The organism is Clostridium sp. Marseille-QA1073 (assembly GCF_054863625.1).
Window position 1 is genome coordinate 13907 of record NZ_JBSVQM010000014.1, and the last position, 14185, is coordinate 28091.

The window sequence follows — 14185 nt, forward strand, 5'->3', positions numbered from 1 at the left end:
TTCAAATAAAGTGTGAAGTAAAAAGAAGGTGAGTAAATGTATATCCAGGACATAGATCTAAAGCTAAAAGATTGGGCATTTAGTCAAAGAAAGAATTTGCCTTATGAGTTAAAATTGCAACTTACCAGAAAAAGAATAGTAGATTGGTATGAACACTGGCAAGGTGCTGTTTATATAAGCTTTAGTGGTGGACTTGATAGCACAGTACTTTTATATTTAGTAAGGCAAGAATTAGGAGACAATATACCTGCAGTATTTGCAGATACAGGGCTTGAATATCCAGAGTTAGTTGAATTTGTTAAAGGTACTCCAAATGTAGAGGTAATAAAACCTAAAATGAATTTTAGAAAAGTACTAAAAGAATATGGATATCCAATAGTAAGTAAAGAGACTGCTGCTAAAATTAGAAAGTTAAGGCATGGCAATTTATCTAATAAATATAGAAATTATCTTTTAAACGGTGATGAAAGAGGCAAAATGGGTAAATTAGCTGAGAAGTGGAAGTTTTTAATAGATGCACCATTTGATACATCTGAAAAGTGTTGCGATGTGATGAAAAAAGCACCTTTTAGAGAGTATCACAAGAGAACTGGTAGAGTACCATATATAGGTGTTACACAAGATGAAAGCTTTATGAGAGAGAGGCAGTACAGTAAAACAGGTTGTAATGTATATGATGCAGGAAAACCTAAAAGCCAACCGTTAGGCTTTTGGAAAAAACAAGATATATTAAGATTTGCATATGAAAAAAACATTGAAATAGCCAGTGTATATGGGGATATAGTTTATGAAAATGGAGTATATAGGACTACTAAAGAACAAAGGACTGGATGTGTATACTGTGCCTTTGGATGCCATCTTGAGGAAGAACCTAATAGATTCCAAAGATTAGAAAAAACACATCCTAAATTATGGAGCTATTGTATGAAAGATATAAACGAAGGTGGGTTGGGATTAGCTGAAGTATTAGATTATATCAATGTGCCATATATGTCTAATGTCACAGCGATGAAGGATGGAGCAGGCACAAATTATCAACAGTATAAATTGGATATTTAAGGAGGCAATTTATGCAGGTTATATATATAAAAGAACATAACAATTATGATTTAACTTTAGGCAAGAGCTATAAAGCAAGGTTTTACAAAGAAGGTTGGTTGCTAATAGAAAATGATGACGAAGGAAATAAAGTATTATACCGTGAAGAATGCTTTGAGAGAGAAGAATATTCTACTGATGAAGCAGCTATACACGCTTCAAGATTTTGCAAAAAACATCCAGGATGGGCAAGAATTTGTGATATAGAAGATACTAAATCTTTATATAAAACTTGGGAAGAATTAAGTGAAAAAGAAAAGAGACTTTGGATAAAAGATTATGGAACATTAGGAGCAAAGGATGCATGGAATGAATTTGGATCTGCACCTTGTAAAGTTCAATATGGATTTATTTCTGGGAAAGGGAAGTTTTATAAAAAGGCTTTAGATGTGCCACATTTACACAACTTAATGATGGTATTTAAGGTAAGCTAAGTCATAAATCAAATAAATTATGAAGTAAAGGAGAATAGTTATGATTAAACCTAAAAAGCTAGTAATCCCTTACAAAATAGGGGACAAGCTAAAAGTGGAATTAAGTGATAATAGAGGGACTAAACGAGGAACGGTAATAGAAAGAACAGAGCATTTTATAATGGTTCAATTTAGGAATTATAAGGAAAGTTTTAACATTGCTCAGCTTTTAAATACAAAGGTGGTAAGAGTATGAGTTATATACCAGCAGAAGAATTCTTAAAACAAAGTGAAAAAGTACAAAGAGAATTATTAGAATGGTGGCAACCTCAAATTGGTGATTTAACAACAAGTAAATATCCTATGGAAATATCATTTGTTAAATCACAGAGAGATATTGAAGCATTAAAATATTATAAAGGAAAACCATTTTTACCATTATTACAAATACACCAACTCATTAAATTTCTTGAAGATAAAATTAATTGTAAAGTGGAGTGCTATGTAGATTATATAGGATATACAATTCACTTAGAAATTATAGAAAAAATCAATATAGCAATGCTGGCCCTACAAAATGGAAACATACAACTTAAAACTCTAGCAATAGAGAAAGCAAAAACTAAAAAAGAATATTATATAGAACTTAATAAGAAAATATTAGAGCTTAAAGCGGACAAGTATCCTGCTACGCTGATACAGGACCTTGCCAAAGGAGACAGTAAAGTGGCGGAATTAAGACTAAATAAGGATATAGCAGAAAGCTCTTATTATGTGGCTATAGACGCACTTAATAATCTTAGGTTAGAGATAGAGACATTAAGAAGTATGCTTACATGGCTTCGGACAGAATTAAAGAATTCTTAGGAGGTACAATTATGCAAGTAGTACAAGCTATACCATATAAAACCTATAAGGCAACAGATAGATTAAAAGAAAGAACGGCTATACTAGAAGAATTTAGAGGTAAGAAAGTTGGAATACAGGATATAGGAAATGCAATTATGATTACAAAGGGGGAATTGAATGGACAAGAGTTTATTTAGAAGTACAGAAAGAAAGCTTTATAATTTTTATAGTAAAGATAAGAAAATAAATAGTCTTAAAAATAAAATAGAAATATTAGAAAAGCAAATAAGAGACATAGAAAATGATTTAAGGACCTGTAATGTAAATATAGAAGAAGAAAGTAAGAGCATAAGCTACGAAGAACGTGTACAAAGTTCTGGGGATGGGTGTTCTTATGCCGAGAGAGCTATTATTAGAGCTACAGAAAAACAACTACAGGATATAGAAAAAAAGAAATATGAGATAGAAATAACTAAAGGGTTAATTAGAGATATAGAGTTAGACAACAGCATAATTGAGTACAATATAAAGTTCTTAAATGATGAGTCCAAAATATTATTAAAATTGAAATATAAAGATAAGAAAAAAGAATGGCAGATAGGACAGAAACTTAACTCTTCTCAATCCAGGGTTAATAAAATGAAAAATGATTTAATAAAAGACATATCTAATTGGGATAGTTGGTTAAGCTAAAAGTAGGAATAAAATAGGAATAAAAAAGGAATAAATACACAAGAAATATGCTTTATAATAGTATTATAGAAAGTTTTAAATTTAGGCAGTAACACAACAGGGATTACAAATGTGGTTACAGCTAAAAGCACCTGCTTGTACAGGTGCTTTAAATTTGATTAATAAACTAAATAATATTCCCTACCTAGCGTGCGTTGGGTTGTAGGTAAGGAGTATATGTTAATTAATTCTTAAACATGTAGCAAAAGCCACACACAAGAATTAAAGCCAAAAGTAAAAATGTTAATGGCATGTTATTAGGCAACTTATCGAATTTATCAATTATATAGAAAGTTGTGCCCATAGATCCTACAGTTATGGGAGTTGCCTTTCCTTTTGAATTTCCCTTTTTATTATATTTTCTTTTGGGATTTGCTTTACTTTTGTTACGTTGATTTTTTTGTCTTTGGTTGTTTGCTGATTTTACATTTTTCATATTTTAAAACCCTCCATTTTATTTATATTTTTATAAATTGGGTAGTTGTAAATAATACGTAGCTACAACTACCCATGAATAAAATAGAAGTATGTGGTAATGTAAAATCAACAAAATTCTAAACAAAATTACCGAATGTAAGTAAAATTACCAATAATTAAGTAAAATTACTAAAAATAAATAAGATTATCTAAAAATAATTTGATAAAATGGATTTTATTAAAAATCCATGTTCCATTGAATAACAACTCCTTTCCTTAATAGTTCACTTTAAAAATTTAAATTATTTTTTAACCAACGCATTTTGATTATACCATACATTTTAGGAAAAATGAACCAATGAAAATAATGGATTAATTGGGGATATTTAAACATACCTTTTCATGGATAGTTGATAAAATGCTGATGCAAAAATAAAGGGAAACTCCTTTAAGTGTAGAATGAGAGAATTGAAGGAGTGAAGTTTATGAATAGTGGGGATATAGCAGAAGGTGTTAAAACAGTATTATCATATGGGACAGTTATAGCTGTTATTAAAACAATATTATCATCTGGAGCATTTGTAGCTGCTATAGTTGCAGGATTTAAGTATTACTATGAAAAGAATAGAGAGATGTATATTAGGAGACTTGATAAAGTATATGCTCCTTTATACAGTTATATTGTCAAACAAGAAACTACAAGATATCTCATAAAAGATAGTGTTGGTGATAAGGAAGCGGATTTTGAAAATAAACCAATATTAACATGGGAGAGAAAAATAAAAAAATACAATGAAAATTTATTTACAGGAGAAATAGCAAACAAACAAGAAGAAAGCTCATATATACTAGATAGAAAATATTTTATTAAGATTTGCAATGATGTAGATAAAGGGCTTATGTCACCGAAATTATTAAACTTAATTAATGCATATGAGATTTTAGTTTATTTAGAGGAAAATTTAGAGAGAGGGAACTCTATTCTTGAATTAGCTACAGTTGACAAGGTGGAGATAGAAAAAAAGATTGTTACTGAAGTCATAAAAGGATACAAGGATTTAGTTGATAAACTAAAGATTGATAAGTCTAGAGAGGCAATAGATATCAATTCATTTGATATAAGTAAATTATAATAAGTAAATATATTAAATTAGTTAGAGAGAGCTCTTAACAGGGCTCTTTTTCTATATAAAAAATTAAGTGAGGTGAGAGTGTGAAAAAGAAAATAGTATTGTACACGAAGTGGAACAAACACAACTTAGAATGTGCGTGTTCCTTTTTTAATCCTCTTTGTTCTAAATGGAAAGAGTGTGAAGAATTAGAGGTAGCACTTGATCCTTACCAGGACTTAGAGAGTTGCATGAGACAGAGAAGATATAAAAGGGATAATGGTAGATTGAAACAGATGGGAGGTTGATATATATGGAAGCTGATATAAAAATGATAATAGATACAATGGAGGAGTTAGGGTATAAAGAAGAGCTACTAAAAAAATTAAAAGAAATGCACAGAGAAGAACAAAATAAGGTAAATGAAAGACAATATAAAGTGAACCAACTTAAAGATGTAATAGAGAGCATGGAGGGAAGTAATGAGTAAAGTATTATATGAATGTAAGAGTTGTGGGAAAACATTTCTTTATAAGAAAGATAAAGATGGTCTAAACTGTAATGAGTGTAAGGGTATGTTAGTACCATTGGGCTATGTAAATGTAATAAGAAATCAAATAATAAAAATGCAAAGTAAAGTAGAAAGCGCCAAACTGTACGAGCCAACAAACAAAGAGGACAAGATAAAAAGGTTATCAGTAAAAATAAGCTTAGATACTACAGAGGTTGAAAAGAAATTAAATAGAATAGAAAAACAATTAGAAAGAATAAAGGACTTAGAAGATATGTTAATGTTTGATAAAGAACTCAATGAAGTTAAGAACATAATAAAAGGAGAGTGAGAGAGGTATACCCTATATACCATTATGAATGAGGAAAGAAATAATAGATGCACTTAAAAGAGGAGATACAAAACAATTTTATAGAAGTAAAGAATGGAGAAAGAAAAGGAAAGATATAATCAAAAGAGATAACAACGAATGTCAAGAGTGTAAGAAGAATGGTAGACTTAGCAACGCAGAATGTGTACACCATATAGAACATTTAAAAGATAGAATAGACTTAGCACTAACAGATAGTAATCTAATGTGCGTATGTTACAACTGCCATGAAACTGTCTTTCATCCGGAGAAGATGGAAGAGTATAAGAAGACGGAACGCTTCAAAAATAAAGAGAGGTGGGAATAAAAAATAGTCCCCCCTCTTTTTATTTTTGAATTTTTTAAGGGATATTGTAACCGTGTATAGCCCATAATTTCGGAAAGTTTTTTAAAAATCACGTGTGAGGGGGTGAGAGTATGAGTAAAAACAAAAAAGAGATAGATATTAAAAAACAGATTGAAAAAGATTTGATGGAGCAATTAAAAGAAAAAAACGCTACCCACGCACATTATAAGGAATTAGTACAGGATTATATTGATTTTTGGGAGATAGAAAATAAATTAAAAGAAGATATAGCAGAGAGAGGCGTTTCTATCTATTGGTGTAATGGTGGAGGGCAGGAAGGATATAAGAAAAATGACTCTATATCAGAAATGGTTAAAGTGTCTAAACAGATGTTGACAATTCTTAGTGATTTAGGATTGAAGGGTGCTGAGTATAAAGCTGTGAGAAATGAGGACGATGAAGAATTATAATTATCATCCATATATAGATGATTGGATAAATTTAGTTGAAACAGGACAAGTCCAATCATGTAAAGAACAAAAGGAGCTAATAAAGTTCACTAAGAAGGTACTTGATAGCAAAGATGTAGTAATAGAGGGAAGTATTATTGATGAAGCAGTAGACGTCATTGAGAAATACTTCCCTTTTAAACTAATACATTTCCAAAAATTCTTCATTGCTATGGTTGTTGGTGTGTATTATACAGATGGTAGCCTAGTATTTGATGAATTTTTCGCTTTAATGGGCCGTGGTAGCGGTAAAAATGGGCTTATAACTGCATTGGTCTTTTATTTCTTATCAGATAAGCATGGGATAAAAGACTATAATGTTGATATAATCGCTACGTCTGAAGACCAAGCTAAAACTAGCTTTGATGAATTATATAACATAATAGAAGATACGCCTAAATTACAAAAATTCTTTAAGAAAACAAAAGAAGAAATAAAATATAAAAAGACAAGATCAAAATTGAAGTTCCGTACTAGTAACGCTAAAACTAAAGATGGCGCTCGACCTGGATGTATTATATTTGACGAAGTTCATCAATATGAAAATTATGATAATATCAACGTTCATATAGGTGGATTAGGTAAAGTAGATAAGCCTAGAACATTTTATATAACTACTGATGGAGAAGTTAGAGAAAGTGTATTAGACGACCTTAAGGAAAAGTCAGATAGAATATTAAAGGGTGAAGACGAGCATAATGGTTTCTTCCCATTTATATTTAAGATGGATGACATTAAAGAAGTAGATAAGAAGGAACTTTGGGAGAAATCCATACCACGTATTAATCATTCTAAGGTGCTTAAAGATAGAGTTAACAAAGAATACACCAATATGCTAACTAATGTGGACTTAAAACAGGCTTTTTTAACTAAACGTATGAACCTACCATATATAGCAGAAAGTAGAGCAGTAGCTATATGGGAAGATATAAAAGCTACTAATCAACCTATACCAGATTTAACAGGATATTCTTGTATTGGTTCAGTGGATTATGCGGATTTAAGGGACTTTTGTTCAGTGGGATTGCTATTTAAGCATGGTGGCAAAAGATATTTTATACAACATACTTTTATACATGAAAAAAGCATACAGCTAACCAAATACAACATTAATATAGAAGAAGCTGAGGAATTGGGGTTACTAACTATTGTAAGAGGCACTCCACAAATACCAGCTAGAACTGTAGTTGAATGGTTTATAGAGCAGGCTGAGAAATATAACATAATTAAAGTAGTGGCTGATAGATATAGGTATTCTGCATTGAAAGAGGAGTTCGACAAAGAAGGATTAATACTTGAGGCAATTCCTAATGGTTTTATATCTCACAATAAGCTACATCCATTAATAACGCAAATATTCCTTGAACACACAATAGTATTTGGTGACGATAAGCTTATGCGTTGGTATGTTAACAATGTATTTGTACACACAGATAAGAAGGGAAATAAATCTTTCTTAAAAATAGATCCAATTAAACGTAAAACAGATGGTTTCTTTGCGTTATTGCATGCTATGAATGCTGACGAGGAACTAATCGAGGATAGTAGCACTACTATGTTAGATGTTTATACTTACTAGACAAAGGGGGTGAATGAATGGTATTAACGGATTGGTTTAGAAAGCTTTTTAATAAGCATGGTGGGGCCATTGAGTTAGATGCATATTGTCGTGACATAGCTACAGATATATTCTTTAGAGAATTAGCAGTTCAGTCATGTATAAATCTAATAGCAGCGGCAATTGCTCAGAGCGAATTTATAACATTTGACAAAGGAACTGAAACAAAAGGGTCTAACTATTATTTATTTAATATAGAACCTAACCAGAATTACAATTCAGCTGAATTTTGGGCGAAAGTAATTTCTAAGATGGTATATGAAAATGAGGCTCTAGTGGTACAAACAAATAATATGTTTTATGTCGCTGACTCATGGAATATTGAAAAGTACGCTTTAAAAGAGAATGTATATAAGAGTGTAGTAGTTGATGATTATGAATTATCTGATACATTTTACGAAAACCAGGTATTACGGTTCAAGCTGCATGACAGTAGAATTAATATGATCGTAAACGGCATATATGAAAGCTATGGAAGTTTAATAGCTTATTCGCGTGATAATTATAAACGTAGCAATGCTAAAAGAGGGGTATTAGATGTTCCGACTAGCTACCCACAAACACCAAAACATCAACAAGAATTACAAGACTTGTTAGGAAATAAGTTTAAAAAGTTTTTTGAAGCAGAGGGTGGAGCAGTAGTCCCATTGACTAACGGAATTAAGTATACTGACTTATCCAGTACAGGGTATAAAGGAAGTATAGACTCCAGGGACATAAGGCAATTAGTTGATGATATATTTGATTTTGTGGCTATGGGCTTTCAAATACCGCCACAACTATTAAAAGGTACTGTTGCTGATACGGATGGTGTAGTTAATACTTTCTTGACGTTTAGAGTTAATCCTATAGCTGACATAATAACTACAGAAATTAACAGGAAATATTATAAGAAAGAAGCTTACTTACAAAAGAGCTATGTTAAATTAGACACAACAAGAATTAAAGTATTAAGTATCAAGGAAATGGCTTCATCATTAGATATATTATTTAGATCAGCAGTAAACACAATAAATGATAACCTAAAAATGATTGGTAGAGAACCTATAAATGAAGAATGGGCGAATGAGAGATTTATAACTAAGAACTATCAATCAGTTGAGGAATTTAGAGGAGGGTTAGATAGTGCAAATTAAAAGACACTATTAAATTAATTGAATCCATAGAAGGTGGTGAGAAAATTGAAAAAATATTATTCTTTAGTACAAAAAAATAATGAAGCAGATATTTATATTTATGGTGACATTAGTTCTTGGCAGTGGTCAGAAAGTGATGTATCAAGCTATACCCTTTCAAAAGAATTGGATTCTTTGCAAGATGTCGATGTAATAAATGTGTACATTAATTCTTACGGCGGAGAAGTAGCCGAGGGGTTGGCGATTTACAGCGCATTAAAAAGACATAAAGCAAAAGTTAAAACTTATGCTGATGGATTCGCTTGTTCTATTGCAAGCGTTATTTTTATGGCAGGAGATGAAAGAATAATGTCCAATGCGTCCCTATTGATGATTCATAATGCTTGGACAACAGCTGCTGGAAATGCTAATGATTTTAGGAAACAGGCTGATGAACTTGAAAAAGTAACTAAAGCTTCAATTAATGCTTATATGAATATAGTAAACATATCAGAAGAAAAACTAAAAGATTTGTTAGATAATGAAGCATGGTTACTTCCTCAAGAAGCGTTAGATATGGGGTTTGCTACATCTATTATAGCTGATAGTGTAAGCAATAAAGCTAGTCAAAGTGTTAAAAAGGCGCTTATCAATATCATAAAACAAAGTGAAAAAGGAAAACCAAATCAAGTTGTACAAGAAACTGAAGAAGAACAACAACAAGTTGAAGAAACACAAGAAGAACCTAAGGAGCAAGAAAAAGAAAATAAAGTATTGAATTTGATAGCGGCATTGTACCGCTAATTTTTATTTTAAAAGGAGAGATTGATATTATGATAAATTTAGATGTACAAAATCAAAAGAAAGCAGAAATTATGCAAAAATTATCTAAAGCAGCAACAGAAGGAGACCAAGAAGAGTTTGCAAAAGCATTTACAGACTTTGCAGACAATATACAACAATCTGTACTTCAAGAAGCAAGAGGACTAGTTAACACAGTAGATACACAGGTACTAGCTAGTAGAGGGGTTAGGCAATTAACATCATTAGAAAGTCAATATTATCAGAAAGTAATCGAAGCAATGAAAACTACTAATCCTAAACAATCATTAGCGGATTTAGACACAGTGATGCCTAAAACTGTAATTGATGATGTCTTTACAGATTTAGAAACTAATCATCCTTTATTAAGCGCTATTGACTTCCAAAATGCAGGAGCAGTTACGGAGTGGTTATTGAATAGCAATCCTAAACAACTGGCTTCATGGTCACCACTTTGTGCTGAAATAATAAAAGAATTAACATCTGGCTTTAAGAAAATAGATTTAAAACAAAACAAACTTTCTGCATTTATACCAGTTTGCAAAGCTATGCTTGATTTAGGGCCAGTGTGGTTAGATAGATATGTTAGGACTATTTTAGCGGAGGCATTAGCTCTAGGATTAGAAGATGGAATATTAAACGGTAAAGGACAAACTCAAAACATTCATGAGCCAATAGGTATGAGGAAAAACCTAGCAGGAGCAATAGACCAAACAAATGGATACCCAGATAAAACTAAGGTTAAATTAAATTCATTGGATCCAGTTGCTTATGGTAGCTTATTAGCTCCACTTTCAAAGACGGAAAATGGAAACCCTAGAGTAGTTAATGATGTAATATTAATTGTAAATCCTACAGATTACTTAGTGAAAGTAATGCCAGCAACTACTCCAAGAGCTACAGATGGAACATATACAAGAGATGTATTCCCATTCCCTACAACTGTAGTGCAATCCACAGCAATGAAAGAGGGAGAAGCTATAATAGGTCTTGGAAAGAGATATTTAATGGCAGCAGGCACAGGAAAGTCTGGAAAGATAGAGTATTCTGATGAGTATAGATTCTTAGAAGATGAAAGAATCTACTTAACAAAATTCTATGGACATGGACAACCAAAAGATAATAACTCGTTTATATTATTAGATATAACTAATTTAAAACCAACCGTACAGCAAGTATATGTTACAAATGCAGACCAATTTCCAGGCGGTACTAAAGCATAATTAAAAGGGCTTAATGGCCCTTTATTTTTTTAAAATAAGTAGGTGATCTATTATGTTACAAGAAGTAAAGAGGTACCTCAAAATAACATGGAATTCAGAAGATGACGATATAACAGGATATATTAACAGAGGTAAGAATTACCTACAAAGGTTAACAGGTACAGAGTTAGACTTTTCAGAAGAAGACCTTCCAAAGAGCTTACTAATGGACTATTGTCGTTATGCTTACAATAACGGCTTAGAGTATTTTGAGGAAAATTTTCAAAGTGAAATCTTAAGACTTCAACTCATGGAAGGGGTTAAAGGGGTGAAAACGCTTGAAGGATAAACGTCAAGTTATGTGGGATTTAGAAAAACCATTGCATGACCACATAATTATAAAAACACGAAAAAAGGTTGATGGGCCTGTTCAACCACTTGAACCAGAGTATGATGTCTTCATGGAATTATGGTCAAAGAAAGAACATCTAAGAGGTAGGGAATTTTGGGCAGCCAAAGCAGTTAATGCCGAAAATTCAGTGAAATTTTATATTAGATATAGAACAGATATTAACACTGAAATGAAGTTGCTTAATGAAGAGGTTTTATATGATATTAATGCAGTTTATCCATTAGACAACTCTAAGATGTGGACTATAATATTGGCGAACGAGGTAAAAAATGTCGGGATTTAAAGTAAATGATGACCAATTCGACGTAACTATAGGGAAATTGCCAACCGAAAGCATAGAAGTACAAAAGAGAATTTTACGAAAAGGAGCTAATGCTTTAAGAAAGAATGTAAAAAAGAACTTAAAGAGAAGCAAAATAAGCAAAAGCGCTTATAAGCATATGGTGGATGATATACAAGTTAGTGTAAGTAAAGATAAAGACGGAGATTATGTAGCAAGAGTAAGAGGTGGTAAAAAGACTGGACGTAAGTGGCATCTAGTGAATGATGGAACTTACAAGACAGATGCCACACACTTCATGGATAGAAGCATTGCGGAAAGCGACGCAGAGATAGAAGCTATTATAGATGAAGAGTTAAGTAGGTGGTTAGGATGATTAATACAGTATACGAGATATTAAAACCTTTAGGAATACCAATAGAATGGCAAACACGCCCTAAAATAGGAGATTGCGGTCACGCAGTCTCTTTTCATTTTTTTGGAGAAGGCGGTCTTTTATACGGAGACGGAGAGGAGGAGTACGAGGGCGGAACGTGTCAAATAGACATTTTCTCCACAACAGATTATACCCAACTGGCAAAACAAATTAAGAAACTTATGAAAGAACGTGGCTTTGTATCCAGTGGTACACAACCAGACACCATTGAGGATTTAGGAGCCATGAAACTATACCACAAGATATTGTTATTTGATTATATAGAAAGTGAGGTAATGTAATGGCAGCAGAAGTTAAAAAAACAGCAAGAATAAATGTTAAAAATATGGTGTATGCAATTTTAACAAAAGACGATACACAAACTGTTGAATATGGAGAAGTTAAACCTTTTGCAAAAGCAATGCAAATACAAGTTACTCCAAGTGTTTCGAGTGGCACTTTGTATGGTGATGGCATGAAACAAGAAGTAATCGGAAAACTTACAGGTCTTACAGTAGTAGCAGACATAAACAAGTTGCCTATCGACGTAAGGACAGAAATACTAGGGATTACGTACGAAAATGGAGTCGCAACGGATAAAGCTGGAGACGAAGCAAAAGAAATTGCATTAGGGTATATGGTAGAACAAACTGGAAATACAAACGAATATATATGGTTGCTTAAAGGAAGACCACAACCGTATGCTTCGACCGTCCAACAACAGACGGATAACATTAATTTCTCCACAGACTCAGTGACAATTGAGTTTGTGCCGCGTGAGCACGATACTGAAATACGAAAATTTGCAGACAGTGCTGATTCTGCATTCACAAAAGAAATGCAGGATAAATGGTTTCTGAATGTTCCAGGGAGTACTGGAACTGTAGATTTAGGGAAATAAAATAAACTCTATCCTTTACTTAAGACTTATTGTAAAATTTAAGTAAGGGGGAGGGGATTTTTTATGAAGAAAATGAGCAATAAAAATAAAATAATATGGGCAATAATACTTTTAATTTCTATAAGCTTTACTTTATTTAGATCACTAGGGCTAAACGATTATACTATAGGACACGAAATACGTAATATATTCGGATACGAACAAGTAACGGACTTTAGGTATAGCAGAGGTGATTTTAAAGTAGCTTATGCAAAGGTGATAATTAACAATTACGATAAGTTAGACACTATATTAAAAACAAGAGATTTATATACTAATTTAAGCGGAAAATTTAATGTACTTAAGAGAGTTGATACTATAAGCATAGACTTTGTAGACTTCACTGGCGCACCTATAGCTAGAACGTCAGTGAAGACTGATGTGTTATATGGGACTGAATGGGAGAAAATAACGAAGACAGAGGAGCTTATTAAACAGGCATCAATTAAATTTAAATAAAAGTTCAAATAAAAGCACTTACCAGTTTTTAAAGGTAGGTGCTTTTATTATGTTCAAAAATAAGGAGGAAGTATGAAAGTTAAACCTATATATCCGCTAGTGATGGAGTTTGAGGATGGAACAAAGAAGAAAGCATCTTTTGGGGTAGAAACATTCTTATTATTACAAGAAGAGTTCGGAGACTTAACAGAACTATCTGAGAAGTATGAAGCTCAACCTTATACATTAGCATCAATGATATTATATTGCGGCATGAAAGTTATGGATTTAGAAAGTGAATACGAAGAAGCACAAGCTATTGTTGTTGGTGCTGGGATGGATATGGTTAACGCTATATTTGAAAAAGTAATAGAATCATTCCAAGTTGATGAAGAAGAATTAAAAAAAAAGATACAAAAGGAAGTACAACGTCTAATGTATGCAGAGAGCATACGAGGATAAATTGGGATGAACTATACTACCACTTTTGCATCAAACTTAATAGGAGTGAAGAGGAGTTTTTGCGTTCAAGTGTAGCAAAAGTCGTAGAAGTGATAAGTATGGATAATGCGATTAATAACGGTACTTATGTTAGTCAAACTGTAGAAGTTGTTTCAAGCATGAAGGATATACAAGGTTTTGTGTAAAG

The 14185-nt window shown here is 32.2% G+C and carries 24 protein-coding genes; 23 read left to right on the forward strand and 1 reads right to left on the reverse strand.

Going from position 1 to position 14185, the window contains the following annotated elements; genetic code table 11:
• The first annotated feature begins 36 nt into the window (after positions 1-36).
• Genes ACY1IQ_RS13070 through ACY1IQ_RS13095 form a run of 6 tightly spaced genes read left to right on the forward strand, consistent with a single transcriptional unit; the run spans position 37 to position 3053 of the window.
• Positions 37-1059, forward strand: coding sequence for a phosphoadenosine phosphosulfate reductase domain-containing protein (locus ACY1IQ_RS13070; protein ID WP_461614352.1), 1023 nt, complete (start codon positions 37-39; stop codon positions 1057-1059).
• 11 nt (positions 1060-1070) lie between these two features.
• Positions 1071-1532: a hypothetical protein gene (locus tag ACY1IQ_RS13075; RefSeq protein WP_461614353.1), complete on the forward strand. Its 462-nt coding sequence runs from the start codon at positions 1071-1073 to the stop codon at positions 1530-1532.
• A 40-nt stretch (positions 1533-1572) separates the two neighbouring features.
• Positions 1573-1767: a hypothetical protein gene (locus ACY1IQ_RS13080; protein WP_461614354.1), complete on the forward strand. Its 195-nt coding sequence runs from the start codon at positions 1573-1575 to the stop codon at positions 1765-1767.
• Positions 1764-2378, forward strand: a complete 615-nt coding sequence (locus ACY1IQ_RS13085; RefSeq protein WP_461614355.1) for a hypothetical protein — start codon at positions 1764-1766, stop codon at positions 2376-2378. Before ACY1IQ_RS13080 ends, ACY1IQ_RS13085 begins: the two co-directional genes overlap by 4 nt.
• 11 nt (positions 2379-2389) lie before the next feature.
• Complete coding sequence (locus ACY1IQ_RS13090) at positions 2390-2557, forward strand: hypothetical protein (protein ID WP_461614356.1); 168 nt, start codon at positions 2390-2392, stop codon at positions 2555-2557.
• Positions 2538-3053: a hypothetical protein gene (locus tag ACY1IQ_RS13095; RefSeq protein WP_461614357.1), complete on the forward strand. Its 516-nt coding sequence runs from the start codon at positions 2538-2540 to the stop codon at positions 3051-3053. Before ACY1IQ_RS13090 ends, ACY1IQ_RS13095 begins: the two co-directional genes overlap by 20 nt.
• A 223-nt stretch (positions 3054-3276) precedes the next feature.
• On the opposite strand, the gene ACY1IQ_RS13100 is transcribed toward ACY1IQ_RS13095, so the two are convergent.
• On the reverse strand, positions 3277-3528 hold the full coding sequence (locus tag ACY1IQ_RS13100; protein WP_461614358.1) for a hypothetical protein: 252 nt from the start codon (positions 3526-3528) through the stop codon (positions 3277-3279).
• A gap of 466 nt (positions 3529-3994) precedes the next feature.
• Between ACY1IQ_RS13100 and ACY1IQ_RS13105 the strand changes: the two genes are divergently transcribed.
• From ACY1IQ_RS13105 to ACY1IQ_RS13185, 17 genes are all read left to right on the forward strand, one after another.
• Positions 3995-4642 (forward strand): hypothetical protein, encoded by a 648-nt coding sequence (locus tag ACY1IQ_RS13105; protein WP_461614359.1) that lies wholly within the window; start codon positions 3995-3997, stop codon positions 4640-4642.
• 289 nt (positions 4643-4931) lie between these two features.
• Positions 4932-5108, forward strand: a complete 177-nt coding sequence (locus ACY1IQ_RS13110) for a hypothetical protein (RefSeq protein WP_461614360.1) — start codon at positions 4932-4934, stop codon at positions 5106-5108.
• On the forward strand, positions 5101-5460 hold the full coding sequence (locus tag ACY1IQ_RS13115; protein ID WP_461614361.1) for a non-transporter ABC protein: 360 nt from the start codon (positions 5101-5103) through the stop codon (positions 5458-5460). Before ACY1IQ_RS13110 ends, ACY1IQ_RS13115 begins: the two co-directional genes overlap by 8 nt.
• 28 nt (positions 5461-5488) lie before the next feature.
• A complete protein-coding gene (locus tag ACY1IQ_RS13120; RefSeq protein WP_461614362.1) occupies positions 5489-5806 on the forward strand; it encodes an HNH endonuclease in 318 nt (105 codons plus the stop codon).
• 110 nt (positions 5807-5916) lie between these two features.
• Positions 5917-6255 (forward strand): P27 family phage terminase small subunit, encoded by a 339-nt coding sequence (locus ACY1IQ_RS13125; RefSeq protein ID WP_461614363.1) that lies wholly within the window; start codon positions 5917-5919, stop codon positions 6253-6255.
• Positions 6242-7873, forward strand: coding sequence for a terminase TerL endonuclease subunit (locus ACY1IQ_RS13130; RefSeq protein ID WP_461614364.1), 1632 nt, complete (start codon positions 6242-6244; stop codon positions 7871-7873). The genes ACY1IQ_RS13125 and ACY1IQ_RS13130 overlap by 14 nt, the downstream gene beginning before the upstream one ends.
• A gap of 17 nt (positions 7874-7890) precedes the next feature.
• Positions 7891-9048, forward strand: coding sequence for a phage portal protein (locus ACY1IQ_RS13135; protein ID WP_461614365.1), 1158 nt, complete (start codon positions 7891-7893; stop codon positions 9046-9048).
• 45 nt (positions 9049-9093) lie between these two features.
• Complete coding sequence (locus tag ACY1IQ_RS13140; RefSeq protein ID WP_461614366.1) at positions 9094-9831, forward strand: head maturation protease, ClpP-related; 738 nt, start codon at positions 9094-9096, stop codon at positions 9829-9831.
• 29 nt (positions 9832-9860) lie between these two features.
• Positions 9861-11072 carry a phage major capsid protein gene (locus ACY1IQ_RS13145; RefSeq protein WP_461614367.1) on the forward strand — a complete coding sequence of 404 codons (1212 nt, stop codon included), beginning with the start codon at positions 9861-9863 and terminating at the stop codon, positions 11070-11072.
• 52 nt (positions 11073-11124) lie between these two features.
• Positions 11125-11400 carry a head-tail connector protein gene (locus ACY1IQ_RS13150; RefSeq protein WP_461614368.1) on the forward strand — a complete coding sequence of 92 codons (276 nt, stop codon included), beginning with the start codon at positions 11125-11127 and terminating at the stop codon, positions 11398-11400.
• Positions 11390-11746: a phage head closure protein gene (locus tag ACY1IQ_RS13155; RefSeq protein WP_461614369.1), complete on the forward strand. Its 357-nt coding sequence runs from the start codon at positions 11390-11392 to the stop codon at positions 11744-11746. The genes ACY1IQ_RS13150 and ACY1IQ_RS13155 overlap by 11 nt, the downstream gene beginning before the upstream one ends.
• Entirely contained in the window at positions 11733-12119 is a 387-nt protein-coding gene (locus tag ACY1IQ_RS13160; protein WP_461614370.1) for an HK97-gp10 family putative phage morphogenesis protein, read from the forward strand. Before ACY1IQ_RS13155 ends, ACY1IQ_RS13160 begins: the two co-directional genes overlap by 14 nt.
• Positions 12116-12460, forward strand: coding sequence for a hypothetical protein (locus ACY1IQ_RS13165; RefSeq protein ID WP_461614371.1), 345 nt, complete (start codon positions 12116-12118; stop codon positions 12458-12460). The genes ACY1IQ_RS13160 and ACY1IQ_RS13165 overlap by 4 nt, the downstream gene beginning before the upstream one ends.
• Positions 12460-13059 (forward strand): major tail protein, encoded by a 600-nt coding sequence (locus tag ACY1IQ_RS13170; protein WP_461614372.1) that lies wholly within the window; start codon positions 12460-12462, stop codon positions 13057-13059. The genes ACY1IQ_RS13165 and ACY1IQ_RS13170 overlap by 1 nt, the downstream gene beginning before the upstream one ends.
• Positions 13060-13122: 63 nt before the next feature.
• Positions 13123-13557, forward strand: coding sequence for a hypothetical protein (locus tag ACY1IQ_RS13175; protein WP_461614373.1), 435 nt, complete (start codon positions 13123-13125; stop codon positions 13555-13557).
• A 72-nt stretch (positions 13558-13629) separates the two neighbouring features.
• A complete protein-coding gene (locus ACY1IQ_RS13180) occupies positions 13630-13998 on the forward strand; it encodes a hypothetical protein (RefSeq protein ID WP_461614374.1) in 369 nt (122 codons plus the stop codon).
• A gap of 59 nt (positions 13999-14057) precedes the next feature.
• Positions 14058-14183 (forward strand): hypothetical protein, encoded by a 126-nt coding sequence (locus ACY1IQ_RS13185; protein WP_461614375.1) that lies wholly within the window; start codon positions 14058-14060, stop codon positions 14181-14183.
• Positions 14184-14185: the final 2 nt, after the last annotated feature.

Excerpts from the sequence above, each read along its gene's own strand:
- ACY1IQ_RS13070 (WP_461614352.1), top strand. The coding sequence starts at position 37 with ATGTATATCCAGGACATAGATCTAAAGCTAAAAGATTGGGCATTTAGT.
- ACY1IQ_RS13075 (WP_461614353.1), top strand. The coding sequence starts at position 1,071 with ATGCAGGTTATATATATAAAAGAACATAACAATTATGATTTAACTTTA.
- ACY1IQ_RS13080 (WP_461614354.1), top strand. The coding sequence starts at position 1,573 with ATGATTAAACCTAAAAAGCTAGTAATCCCTTACAAAATAGGGGACAAG.
- ACY1IQ_RS13085 (WP_461614355.1), top strand. The coding sequence starts at position 1,764 with ATGAGTTATATACCAGCAGAAGAATTCTTAAAACAAAGTGAAAAAGTA.
- ACY1IQ_RS13090 (WP_461614356.1), top strand. The coding sequence starts at position 2,390 with ATGCAAGTAGTACAAGCTATACCATATAAAACCTATAAGGCAACAGAT.
- ACY1IQ_RS13095 (WP_461614357.1), top strand. The coding sequence starts at position 2,538 with ATGGACAAGAGTTTATTTAGAAGTACAGAAAGAAAGCTTTATAATTTT.
- ACY1IQ_RS13100 (WP_461614358.1), bottom strand. The coding sequence starts at position 3,528 with ATGAAAAATGTAAAATCAGCAAACAACCAAAGACAAAAAAATCAACGT.
- ACY1IQ_RS13105 (WP_461614359.1), top strand. The coding sequence starts at position 3,995 with ATGAATAGTGGGGATATAGCAGAAGGTGTTAAAACAGTATTATCATAT.
- ACY1IQ_RS13110 (WP_461614360.1), top strand. The coding sequence starts at position 4,932 with ATGGAAGCTGATATAAAAATGATAATAGATACAATGGAGGAGTTAGGG.
- ACY1IQ_RS13115 (WP_461614361.1), top strand. The coding sequence starts at position 5,101 with ATGAGTAAAGTATTATATGAATGTAAGAGTTGTGGGAAAACATTTCTT.
- ACY1IQ_RS13120 (WP_461614362.1), top strand. The coding sequence starts at position 5,489 with ATGAGGAAAGAAATAATAGATGCACTTAAAAGAGGAGATACAAAACAA.
- ACY1IQ_RS13125 (WP_461614363.1), top strand. The coding sequence starts at position 5,917 with ATGAGTAAAAACAAAAAAGAGATAGATATTAAAAAACAGATTGAAAAA.
- ACY1IQ_RS13130 (WP_461614364.1), top strand. The coding sequence starts at position 6,242 with ATGAAGAATTATAATTATCATCCATATATAGATGATTGGATAAATTTA.
- ACY1IQ_RS13135 (WP_461614365.1), top strand. The coding sequence starts at position 7,891 with ATGGTATTAACGGATTGGTTTAGAAAGCTTTTTAATAAGCATGGTGGG.
- ACY1IQ_RS13145 (WP_461614367.1), top strand. The coding sequence starts at position 9,861 with ATGATAAATTTAGATGTACAAAATCAAAAGAAAGCAGAAATTATGCAA.
- ACY1IQ_RS13150 (WP_461614368.1), top strand. The coding sequence starts at position 11,125 with ATGTTACAAGAAGTAAAGAGGTACCTCAAAATAACATGGAATTCAGAA.
- ACY1IQ_RS13160 (WP_461614370.1), top strand. The coding sequence starts at position 11,733 with ATGTCGGGATTTAAAGTAAATGATGACCAATTCGACGTAACTATAGGG.
- ACY1IQ_RS13165 (WP_461614371.1), top strand. The coding sequence starts at position 12,116 with ATGATTAATACAGTATACGAGATATTAAAACCTTTAGGAATACCAATA.
- ACY1IQ_RS13170 (WP_461614372.1), top strand. The coding sequence starts at position 12,460 with ATGGCAGCAGAAGTTAAAAAAACAGCAAGAATAAATGTTAAAAATATG.
- ACY1IQ_RS13175 (WP_461614373.1), top strand. The coding sequence starts at position 13,123 with ATGAAGAAAATGAGCAATAAAAATAAAATAATATGGGCAATAATACTT.
- ACY1IQ_RS13180 (WP_461614374.1), top strand. The coding sequence starts at position 13,630 with ATGAAAGTTAAACCTATATATCCGCTAGTGATGGAGTTTGAGGATGGA.